Source organism: Colwellia psychrerythraea (assembly GCF_000764225.1).
In the GTDB taxonomy this organism is placed as follows: Bacteria; Pseudomonadota; Gammaproteobacteria; order Enterobacterales; family Alteromonadaceae; genus Colwellia; species Colwellia psychrerythraea_D.
The window spans coordinates 166,313-178,241 of record NZ_JQED01000029.1 but is presented as its reverse complement, the minus strand read 5'-3'; the positions used below and the strand labels follow the sequence as shown (position 1 = coordinate 178,241).

Here is an 11,929-nt window from a genome sequence, read left to right as displayed (position 1 = left end):
ATCATGATGCACACTAAAAAGCTGAATAGCGTTAACAAGCAGATTCAACGGCTACTTCTACAAATAAAAACATCATGTTTGTTATTGTTATTACTGGCGATAAACTCTGTGGCAAATGCAACGGATATTCAGGCCAGCATGAAGGTTAGCCCTGAGCAATGCGTTGCTATGCGCCAAGGACAGGCGTGTTATGTTTCTGTCGAATTAAGTTGGCAAGTTGATACGCCGGGCAATTATTGTTTGTATACCGCCGGAGAGCCTAAAGCACTTAATTGTTGGATCAATAGCTCGGAGGGAGAAATGAAAAAATCATTTGATAGCAAGGTCAATTTGGAATTTTCATTAAGACGTCAAAATGAAAGTATATCCGTGGCAACTGCCGTAGTAAAAATGGCATGGGTACATAAGAAAAAAGGTCAGCCAAGAAAGTCATGGCGTATCTTTTAGTTTTACCTGTTTACCATACTTTCTTACAAAAGAAGGTATGGTAATTATAATCAGCTGAGCTCAGAGTAATGAAAACATTGAATAGAGGAAAAGGGTAATGGCAGCAGAAGCGGGACCACATATTTTATTGGTAGAAGATGATGTTGATCTTGCTGAGTGGATAGCTGATTACTTAATAGGGCGTGAATTCAAGGTTACTACTTGTCATCGCGGTGATGAAGCCGTTGATCTCATTCAGTCACTCAACCCTGATATTGTTTTACTTGATGGCATGTTACCGGGGATGGATGGGCTTGATGTTTGTAAAACAGTTAGAGCTAGCTTTGATAATCCTATTATTATGATCACCGCGCGTGATGAAGAAATTGATGAAGTACTCGGGCTTGAAATGGGCGCTGATGATTATATTACCAAACCTGTAAGAGCCAGAGTATTACTAGCCCGTATCCGAGGGTTACTTCGCCGAGAAGATAAATCTCGCGCAGCAGATAAAAGCAGCACTAACCAGTTAACGGATGAACAACTTGAATCTAAAGGCGTATTAAAATTTAGTGGCTTGGTCATTAGTGAACAAGCCCGAAGCGTTACCCTTGATGGAGAGTTAATCAAAGTTTCTTCTAATGAATTTGATGTTTTATGGTTTCTAGCGACTAAAGCAGGGCAGGTAGTGTCGAGAAAAGAGCTGGTCAGTCATTTTCGAGGATTTGATTACGATGGTTTTGATCGTTCAATTGATTTACGTATTTCAAGATTACGAAAAAAGTTAAAGGATGACTCTTCAGAGCCTTATCGTATCAAAACGATTTGGGGCAAAGGTTATTTATTTGCGAATGATGTTTGGTAAGCTCGTCGCCATTCTCTCTTCAATACTGACAAAAGTTCACTTTGAAATTTAAGCCTTCAACGTTAGCTCCTTCACATAAAATAGGTTAACTCATGCGCAATTTGACACTTTCACTAGTTGCAGTGGTACTTATCGCAACTATAGGTTTAGGTTGGATGTTCGATGGTATTTATAACCAATACCTCAACGAAAGTGCTGCTCAATCACCGCAAGAAACTAATGGGCAGCAAAGTGTTGTTGATACGTTAGAGCAAGTAGGTACTCACTTATCTATCGCACTCTCTGGTATTGATAATCGTCAAGAATTTATCAAACAATGGCCGAATGAAGGGCCATTGTCCTTGCGTTTAAAACCGTTACAAAACTTCCCGCTACCACAAGCTTTACTCAGCGAGTTAGTGGCAGGTCAGCCGTTATTACTTGAAACTGATGATAGTATTGCCATGCACTTTTATCTGCCTGCCACCGATGAACTTTTGGTGTTAATAACTCCGCCCACAGCGATTCATCAAAATAACTCTTTTTTACCCATTTTACTGACCAGTTTATTCTATCTCGCCGTATTGTTACTGATGTTGCTCTGGCTCTATCCGCTAATGAGGAGGTTAATGACCTTACGTCAAACGGCCAAATCATTTGGTGAGGGCAATTTAAACCAGCGTATTGATGTCGGCTCTATTTCCTATATTCGTGATTTAGAATTAGAGTTTAATCGCATGGCGCAGCGTATTGATGATTTAGTGACTGATATAAAACTGCTCAGTAGTGCTGTTTCTCATGACTTACGTACACCGCTCGCCCGTATCCGTTTTGGTATTGATACCATCCAAGAAGAAGATGACCCTATCATGCGAAAACGTTTTGAGCAGCGCATTAGTGATAATGTAGATGAAATGGTTGATTTGGTAGAGAGCTTATTAAGCTATGCGCGGTTAGACCAAACCTTAATTACCATAAACAAAGCGCCCGTTGACTTTACTGCACTGACGGCAACTTGTATTAAAAACAAAAGTCAGGATGATGTTCAACTAACTTTTCATGCTCCAGAGCAAGCTGTATATGTTAATGGCGATCTTTCTTATTTGATGATTTTAATGAGTAACTTATTACAAAATGCCCATCAATATTGCAAAGGTAAAATAGCGGTTGAAATAATGACGCAAGGCAATGATATTGTTGTAACGGTTGCTGACAACGGTACAGGCATCCCCGTGGGGCAGAGGGAACAAGTGCTTAAACCCTTCATTCGTGGAGAAAACACGGAGAAAAAAGTGAAAGGCTACGGCATGGGCCTTGCTATTGTTAAACGCATTATTGAGTGGCACCACGGCGAGATCACTATTGAAAACTCAGCTGAGTTACACGGTGCCCAATTTAGTGTGACCTTACCTAAAGCGATTATGGACTGAATAAGTAGCTAAAAATAATGAGCTAACCAAGTTATGCTTATTTCATTCAATTTGTGATGTTATTAGTTTGCGAATGGATAATGCCCTCCCCAAAAACTATTTTAAAAGGCTTGCGTGAAGTGTTATTGATTTCGACATGGGTGTATCATTTTTAAAAAATGCGGACGGTACAGGAAGTAGCTTATTAGATCATGCAGGAGCAATTATACTGAGAATATTCTCCTGAAAAACCGTTCTCTTCAATTAATGTTTTGCCTCTATGCCTGTTAACTCTAAAAAAGTTTAAATAATTAATAAATTAGTGCGATTGCTGTTATTGCTTATTATTTTCTTTATCAAAAAAGGTTTCACCAGTCTTATCTGGATACAATGTATTTAGATACTGTGCTTATGAATTTATAAGTTTCTGTTTAGCAAAAGGTTACCAACATATATTACATCATTGGTTAATGTCGAAGTACAAAAACTAGTCGGATATCAGTAAAAACAGATTTTGTTAGCACATCTGAACACGTAAAAATTTTTTCAAAACTTATTTTCATGTTAATGAATGGCTTATGATTACAAGTTATTTTTTGTTTGTTTTTTGATCGATTTTGTTTGGATATCTTCTTAAGAATGTACTAGAATTGCGGCGAACAGCACAATCAGGTCAGATTAGCCTTGAGTCTAATCTGACCATTTGCTTAGCCATTTATAATATAAATTACTAAGCTGCTGTAATTGAAAAGAGCAAAACTTTCGAAAGAAAGTGGCGCAAAGTCACCGGTCTACGGGAATAATTCTACGACAGCGGAACTGCCAACTACCAGCATTATTGTGCCAATAATAATGTGCAATGTCAGGCACTAAGAAGTAATAGGTTTTCTGTAGATTTCACACATTGTGGAGTCACAAAATGAAGTACGTTAGTAACAATCAAATCGAAATAAACTCACTAATAAAATGCAAAAGTTTTGCACTAGGCTCGTTATTATTACCATTAACTTTCAGCAGTTTTGCTATAGCGAATCCTCCGGAACATTCAGCAGCTTTTGCCAAAGGTCAAATTTTAGTACAACCACAACCGGGTTTATCAGAGCAAAGCTTTAAAAAGATCTTGGGCAAGCATAAAGCAAGCTCAAAAGGTAAACTTAATCAATTACGCACTCATATCATCAATGTACCAGCGAATGCAGAACAAGCAATTGTCAAAGCATTATCTAATAACCCAAACATTGAATTTGCTGAGGTAGATTTACTCGTTGAACCAAGTGAAATCATAGCTAACGACACCTATTACAACAATGCTTGGCATCTTAGTAAGATGCAATTACCTACTGCTTGGGAAACAGCAAAGGGTAATGGCGTGGTCGTCGCTATTCTAGATACAGGTGTTAATAGTGATCACACTGATTTATCAGCCAATATGATTGCCGGTTGGAACAGTGTTAGTCGCAATAACGACACTAGTGACATTTATGGTCACGGTACTAAGGTTGCCGGTGTTGTAGCGGCAATAAGCGATAATAATAACGGCGTAACCTCTATCGCCTGGCATGCTTCAATTATGCCTATACGTATCACTAACGATAGTTCAGGTTATGCCTATTGGAGCGATGTGGCTAATGGACTAACTTGGGCAGCCGACAATGGCGCTGACATTGCCAATATCAGTTATAAAGTAAGTTCAAGCTCATCAGTAACAAATGCAGCACAATACATGCGTAATAAGGGAGGCTTAGTTGTCGCTTCAGCAGGCAACAGTGGCGCAGACCTTAACTGTACAGATAATCCAAGTATTATCACAGTATCAGCCACAGACAGTTCAGATAATAAGGCCAGCTGGTCAGATTACGGAAATTGTGTCGATGTTTCTGCGCCGGGTTCAGGGATTTGGACCACAACCAAAAGTGGTGGATACGGTGCTGTAAATGGTACTTCTTTTGCTAGTCCTGCAACGGCAGCAACTTTAGCACTAATAAAATCAGCTAATCTAAATCTTAGTAATGATGAACTTGAAAATATTTTAGAGGCTAGCGCAGATAAGTCCAAAAATGGCGGTGTATTTAATCGTTATTATGGTCATGGCAGAGTTGATGCTGCGGCTGCGGTTGCCATGGTAGAAAATACGCCTACTATCGATCAGCAAGCACCAACAGTTGCTATAACCTCCCCAACAGAAAATAGCGTACAAAAAGGTACCTTTAATATCACCGCTAATGCACAAGATAATATGGCGGTGAGCTATGTTAGCCTATATGCCAATGGTGTATTAATTGCTACCGATACTGTCGCGCCTTATAGCGCTAATTTTAACAGTACTAATATTGCTGATGGCAATGTCGCTTTCACTGCACAGGCGTATGATGCAACAGGCAATCAAGGTAATTCTTCAACGTATTGGCTGACAATAGACAATATCGCTGATGTTGCCGACACCATAGCGCCGAGTGTGAGTATCACTAACCTCGTCAATGGCAGTAACATAACCGGTAATCAAGCGATTAAAGTTAGCGCAACAGACAACACTGGGGTAACTAAAATTGAATTGTATATTGATGGTCAGTTAAAAACGCAAACGACTGAATCAACATTGTCTTATAGTTGGAATACCCGTAAAGTGGCTAAGGGGTACCATACTATTCTAACAAAGGCATTTGATGCTGCTGGCAACCAAAAACAAACCAGCATTCAAGTCAATGTGCAAGCAAGAAAAAAAGGCCGTAAATAGAATAATTAAGCAGAACTAAATCTTAATAAAAAATTAAAAAGACACTGCCATAGCAGTGTCTTTTTATTGGTCATTATCTCAATTATTGTTAAGACGTTTTTGCCGTAGGCTTAAGGCAAGTAATGCGCCACCAAGCAGAAACAACATACTGGGTTCAGGAACTTCTGTCGGAGGACCACCACCATTTCCCCCACCATTTCCACAACAATCTCCACCGTTAAGTTTGTCGCTGCCTGCCCCTGCATTGACTTGCTGAAAGCGCGCTACATAGTTAAGTGAATTATCCATAAATCCGGCCTTGAACGCAGCCTCAACTTGAAGCGCAGTAAGGCCATTGAAGCCAACTTTTACGCTTACAGAATCTTCCATTGCCTCAGGCAGTGCACCATTAGCGTTCCCTCCGTTGTAATTACTATTATCAGCGGCTGCGAAATCTAGTGTACCAAATGGCTGAGCATCAGCAGCAATTATCATAGTAGTTAAAAAAGTACCACCAGTGAAGTTAGCTTGGTTCAGTCCACTGTTGGGTTCGATCAAGTCAAACGCTATTCCGGTCAGTTTTGACGTTGTTGCCCCAGCGCCAAAACTAGCTATTTCACCCGTTGTGTTCCTGATCACCATATCAATCCGAACCAACCCCATATCATCAAAAAAATTAAGTGTTGCTTTGGCTGATGCGCCAGTAGCAGGGGCATTGGATGAGGAACTGTTGCTATTCCACTCTAAAATAAGAGTGGCGTTGGCTGTATAGGAAAAGCTAGCAAGTGCAATAAACACTGCGCTAGTAAACTTTGTAAGTGTTCGCATATTTGATTCCTTATTAACAATCCCAATATACAAATTCAAAAGAGATTATTCACACGTTATTGTTAAAAAGTATACTTAGCCATAAACTCCTTTTAGTCCCTATGGCATAAGCTTTAAAGAAGCAAATTACATACCTACTATATTTTTACTTCATTTATTAGGTGGTTAAATAACAAACAACAAAAGTGTGGGAACACTGTGTAAAAAAAGCTGACACTTTATCACTTGAAAGTGATAAATAGCTGTCGTGCAAATAGTGTGAACTTGTCTGTGTGTGACTCAACACGTCTACGTCAGCGTGTGAAAAGCACATTAAAACGGGTAAGTTGGCTCCAATAAAGAATTTTACCCATCAAAAGCAAAACGCTTTAGGTGAGACATTTTAGTCGGCAATGGTTGAGCCATTGTTCAAATGAATAACGCTACATAAAGCGCTTTAGTCCCATCGAAGAAGCGATTGATTGGTTCGGTGACTAGATACTCTATGATTATGTGGAGTAACTAGTCACCGAACGATTGAATTTTCTCATTAGTTATTGAGGATTTATCCGTTATTTTTTAATGTGATTTGTGGAGGGGGATAGGCTTTAGTTCCCCATAAAGGAACGGTAGAAAGACTATGCTTAAAACTGCCTGAGGTCTCTTTCGTTGCGTAAGATAAATACATTAACGTTTGATTTTGCGCGTCATAAATACGTCTTACTTTCATGGTTTTAAAAAAGATGCTTTTTGACTTTTTAAAGACGACCTCGCCAGATTTACTTTTATCTATTTGGGCTACCATCGCTGCGGTTATTTCTCCTGTTTGACGACAAGAAATTGAGCTGTCACTAGGATCAGATAAACTCAAATTTGCTTCAACACTTGCTATATGACAAGTAACACCGGGTACTATCGGGTCAACTAAGGTATTGAGTTTAATATCTTTGAGCGTAAACATGCCTAATGACACATCACCAACTTCATTATCTGAGCAGCCCATAAGCAGTGTTGAAAAACCAACGGCCAGCATAAATTTTTTCATAGATTTTCCTTGAGGAATAAATATTGGATAAGCAAATATAGGAAGTGTATCACAGTGAAAAGTTAACTATTAAAATTGTCTACTAAGAAATTTAACATAGTAGTTGCGACTAACTCACCAAGATATAAGATAAAAGCCAGTAAATGATCTGTGAATTTAAAATATTTTGTATACAATAATAACTTGTTAATTTTCATTAGGTGAGCCAACTTCAACGCTCACTTTTATATTGGAGTAAACCAATGCGTTCTTTTTCTCGCTTTTCTTGTCGATTAGCTTTGGCTGTTAGTGTGTTAGCGACACCCTTCATAACAGCGGCAAATACTAGCTCTGCTAGTACTACGGCGAACAACCTCTTTGAAGCTAAAGATATTTTTTCATTGGAATATGCCAGTGATCCGCAAATATCTCCTGATGGCGAAAAAATTGTTTATATCAGAAACTCTAACGATATTATGACCGATGGAAAAAACAAAAATCTATGGTTGATTGATGTTGACAGTAAAAAGCAGATGCCACTTTTTTCTGATGACAAACAGTATTCACAACCGCGTTGGTCAGCTGATGGTGAAAAAATTGCTTTTGTCAGTAATTTAACGGGAAGTTATCAAATACACGTGCATTATCTTAAACAGAATCGCACAGCTCTTGTCAGTCAAGTGCAAGGTGGTGTGAGCAGTTTAACCTGGTCACCAGATGGAAAATGGCTGGCGTTTACACAACTTGTTGCCGATAAAAGAACGGTTATTGCCAAGATGCCGAAAAAGCCTAAAGGCGCTAAATGGTCAAAACCTGTCGTTGTTATTGACCAAGCCTATTATCAAGCAGATGGTCGCGGCTTACTCAAGCCTGGCTACAAGCATATCTTTGTTTTACCAAGTGAAGGAGGCACTCCACGTCAGGTCACCCATGGGGACTTTCATCATAAAGGAAAACTTGCTTGGAATAAGGCAAGTGATGCGATAGTTTTTTCAGCAAATCGTATTTCAGATTGGGAATATAAATCATTGGAAGGTGATTTATTTAAAGTGATGGTTAATGATGGTGAACTAACGCAGTTAACCTCGACACCGGGTAAAGAGTTTAATCCTGTATTTTCTGAAAATGGTAAAAAACTTGCTTTTTTGACGACTTCTAATGCTTTGAATCCTTACCGTAATGCCAAGTTAAATATTATGGATTGGAAGACTAACAAATCGACAGAGGTTGCAAGTGATTTTGACCGCTCTATCCAAGACCCACAATGGTTATCAAGCTCGTTATTAGCCATAAGTTATGACGATTTTGGTAAGCGTAAATTGGCAACTATTTCCACTAAAGGCAAAGTAAAAGACCTAACGGACACCTTAGTGGGAAGTAGCATTGGTCGTCCTTATATCAGTGGTAGTTTTACTGCCTCAAGTGAAGGTTATATGGCCTTTACCCAAGGCAGTAGTTCACGCCCAGCAGATGTTTCCGTTATTAATACGCGTAAAAAGCTTGTTAAACTCACACAATTAAATGAAGACCTATTGGCGCATAAAAGCCTAGGTAAAGTTACTGAAATTAATTATAAATCATCATTTGATGGTGAGCCTATTCAAGGTTGGTATGTTACCCCACCAAACTTTGATCCTAAGAAAAAGTATCCCCTTATTTTAGAGATCCACGGTGGTCCACATTTAGCTTACGGCCCACATTTTTCTGCTGAACTTCAGCGTTTTGCAGCCCAAGGTTATGTGGTTTTTTATGATAACCATCGCGGTAGTAGTTCTTACGGTGAGCGTTTTGCCATGTTATTAAAGTATAAATATAGCTCGAAAGAAGACTTTGCTGATCATAACTCTGGTGTCGATGCTATGTTGGCTTTGGGCTTTATTGATGAAGAGAATTTGTTTATTGCCGGCGGCTCTGCTGGTGGTATTGCAACGGCTTATGCGATTGGCTTAACCGATCGTTTTTCTGCTGCAGTAGTCGTTAAGCCAGTTATTAACTGGTTAAGTAAAGTGCTAACGGCAGACAGTGGTTTAGGGCAAATACCGACACAATTTCCTGGAATGCCTTGGGAGCACGTTGAACACTATTGGAAACGTTCTCCAATGTCATTAGTCGGTAATGTTACGACGCCGACTATGTTGATGACGGGTGAAGAAGATTTACGTACACCTATGGCGCAAACGGAGCAGTTCTATCAAGCGCTTAAATTAAAAAAAGTTGATACTGTGTTAGTCAAAGTGCCTGGCTCACCTCATGGTATTGCGGGAAAACCGTCAAGAATGATCACTAAAATTGAACATACTCTTGCTTGGTTCGAAAAATATAAGAGCAAGTCAGCCGAGTAGAATAACAAAAATTATTCAAAAAAATCGGACCTGAATGTTCTCATATAACTAGAGCGCATTACAGAAAAGACCAAGCGATACCTTTTGGTATTCATTTAGCTTGGTCTTTTTTTGTGTTTTTTTTGAACTAAGGAGACTAATTCAAAATCCTGTTAGTGGCATTGCATTTCATCATATGAAATCAGCAGTTAGTGCTTAAGAATATTTTAAAAACTATGATGTGATGTGCTCTTTAGCTAAATTGGCTAAGTCCTTTAACTAAATACATGAAGAATACGGGTAGTCAGATTTCTCAGTGCGGAAATAGCCTCAATTTTTATTCTACTTTTACTCCAAAGGAAGCTCTTTATCTATGCTGCATTTAACTATTCGTCGTAAAGTTGTACTAACAACCTTGGCTGCTGTGGTGCTATCAATATTGATTGTTAGTGCTTTTGCGCTTAATTCAAGCCGCGCCATTATAATGGAGGCTGCAATTGAACGAGAATTGCCCGCAACGCTTGGTGAAGTTGCTAATAATCTTGATGCACAATTATTGTTACCGATCACCGTGGCGCAAACGATGTCGAGCAATCATTACACACAGCAGTTTATCGCTAGTGGCGAACCAGAGACTATTCACCAACAAGTGCTGCTGTATTTGAAAAATATTCAGAGTGAGTTTGATACCATAAGTGCCTTTTTAGTTTCTGCTAATTCCGGAAAATACTTTACACCAAGTGGCCTTTTCAAAACCTTGTCGCCAGAGGAAAGTAAAGATCAATGGTTCTATGGTTTTATTAATAGTGGCAAAGAATATGAGCTGAGTTTAGATATTGATGAAGAAACCAATATACCGACCTTATTTATTAATTATTTAATGATGGTTTCGGGTAAACCTAGCGCTGTTGTTGGCGTGGGGTTATCACTTGAGAATATGGCAAACAGTATCAGCCAGTATGGTATTGCACAAACCGGTAAGGTGTTTTTAGTTGATCAACAAGGCAAGATAAAACTTCATCCTGATACGCAAAAAATTGGTAAAAGTTTGGCTGATATTGGTGTTAATAACAGTCAAAAGCTCTTGGCAAAAGCGCAATTTAGTTCAGCTGAATTTACTCTAAAGGGTACTAAAACTCTTATTGCCAGCCGATATTTAAAAAGTATTGGTTGGTATGTCGTTGCTGAAGTACCTAAAGAAGAAGTTCTGGGTGGCTTAACACAAGCGACATGGGCCTTAGTAATGATGGGCGTTATTATTGCGAGTGTTTTTGCATTTGTTAGTACTTGGCTTATATCTCGATTAATTGCACCTTTTGGCCAGCTTGCTGATATGTTGGCTGAAATAGGTAAAGGTGGTGGTGATTTAACCCATCGTTTAGATGATTCTCGTCAAGATGAAGCGGGCATTATGGCGAGAGGTTATAATCAATTTGTCAGTTATTTAAGTGAATTACTGCAACAAGTGTCTAACACAGGAAGTGAACTTGCCGTTGCCATTGAACAAATAGATTCTCAAGCGAAATCGATGGAAGCTGAGATAAATGAGCAGGTGAGTAGAGTTGAGCAAATTGCCACCGCGATGCATGAAATGGGCATGACGGCAGAAGAAATTGCCGGCAGTGCTAATAACGCCGCGCAAAGTGCACAATCTGCCGATGAAACTGTGCAGCAAGGTAATAACTCTGTGGTGCAAACTATCGCCAGCGTTTCTGATATGAGCGAGCAGTTAGTCTCTACCAGTACGATGATCGCTCAACTCGCTGAGGATGCGCGCTCTATTGATACTGTGGTTGAAGTGATACGCAGTGTGTCAGAGCAAACCAATTTATTGGCGTTAAATGCCGCTATTGAAGCAGCACGTGCTGGAGAGCAAGGTCGAGGATTTGCCGTTGTTGCTGATGAAGTGAGAACACTTGCCTCACGCAGTCATGATTCCACTAAAGAAATTAGAACGATTATTGAGAAACTGCAAGCCAAAACGGAGGAAGTGGTTACGGCTATTTCTCAAAGCACAGAGCTTAGCACTCGCAGTCAAACTGAGGCTGGTCACTCAGGTGAGCACTTAGAAAGTATTTCTGAGAGTATAAGTATAATGAATGATATGAATCTGCAAATCGCTACTGCTACCGGGGAGCAGTCTAATGTTGTGGGTGAAATTAATCCGCATGTTACCGCGGTTGCCGATATTTCACGAGCTAATAGCGATATTGTTCAGCAAACCTCTTTTGCTTGCAGTGAGCTTAGAAATAAAGCCATTCATTTAAATGAGTTAGTCTCACGATTTAAGTTCAACTAATAGAAGATAAGTTACTTTAAATAAAACTGCTTCATAGATCATTTTGAGCAATAAAAAATGCCAATCAGATAGCTGACTGGCATTTT

The 11,929-nt window shown here is 39.3% G+C and carries 8 protein-coding genes and 1 riboswitch; of the genes, 6 read left to right on the top strand and 2 right to left on the bottom strand.

The features are described from left to right. The first annotated feature begins 3 nt into the window (after nt 1-3). The 4 genes from ND2E_RS09930 to ND2E_RS09945 all read left to right on the top strand — a co-directional run bounded on the left by ND2E_RS09930 (nt 4) and on the right by ND2E_RS09945 (nt 5,413). Nucleotides 4-447, top strand: a complete 444-nt coding sequence (locus ND2E_RS09930) for a DUF3019 domain-containing protein (protein ID WP_223303610.1) — start codon at nt 4-6, stop codon at nt 445-447. Nucleotides 448-544: 97 nt separating this feature from the next. Then, complete coding sequence (locus ND2E_RS09935) at nt 545-1,291, top strand: response regulator (protein ID WP_033094059.1); 747 nt, start codon at nt 545-547, stop codon at nt 1,289-1,291. A gap of 92 nt (nt 1,292-1,383) precedes the next feature. Further along, nucleotides 1,384-2,700, top strand: coding sequence for a HAMP domain-containing sensor histidine kinase (locus ND2E_RS09940; protein ID WP_033094058.1), 1,317 nt, complete (start codon nt 1,384-1,386; stop codon nt 2,698-2,700). Nucleotides 2,701-3,421: 721 nt separating this feature from the next. Beyond that, a riboswitch (cyclic di-GMP riboswitch) is annotated at nt 3,422-3,506 on the top strand. A 92-nt stretch (nt 3,507-3,598) separates the two neighbouring features. Continuing rightward, entirely contained in the window at nt 3,599-5,413 is a 1,815-nt protein-coding gene (locus ND2E_RS09945; protein WP_033094057.1) for a S8 family serine peptidase, read from the top strand. A 78-nt stretch (nt 5,414-5,491) separates the two neighbouring features. Here the strand turns inward: ND2E_RS09945 and ND2E_RS09950 are convergent, their stop codons facing one another. After that, nucleotides 5,492-6,220, bottom strand: a complete 729-nt coding sequence (locus ND2E_RS09950; RefSeq protein ID WP_033094056.1) for a PEP-CTERM sorting domain-containing protein — start codon at nt 6,218-6,220, stop codon at nt 5,492-5,494. 544 nt (nt 6,221-6,764) lie between these two features. After that, the gene (locus tag ND2E_RS09955; protein ID WP_033094055.1) at nt 6,765-7,244 is read right to left on the bottom strand and encodes a CreA family protein; all 480 of its coding nucleotides are present in this window, start codon (nt 7,242-7,244) and stop codon (nt 6,765-6,767) included. A 242-nt stretch (nt 7,245-7,486) separates the two neighbouring features. On the opposite strand from ND2E_RS09955, the gene ND2E_RS09960 reads away from it, so the two are divergent. Together ND2E_RS09960 and ND2E_RS09965 are read left to right on the top strand one after the other, a co-directional pair. Next, complete coding sequence (locus ND2E_RS09960) at nt 7,487-9,565, top strand: S9 family peptidase (protein ID WP_033094054.1); 2,079 nt, start codon at nt 7,487-7,489, stop codon at nt 9,563-9,565. A 352-nt stretch (nt 9,566-9,917) separates the two neighbouring features. After that, complete coding sequence (locus ND2E_RS09965; RefSeq protein ID WP_033094053.1) at nt 9,918-11,843, top strand: methyl-accepting chemotaxis protein; 1,926 nt, start codon at nt 9,918-9,920, stop codon at nt 11,841-11,843. Nucleotides 11,844-11,929 lie beyond the last annotated feature (86 nt).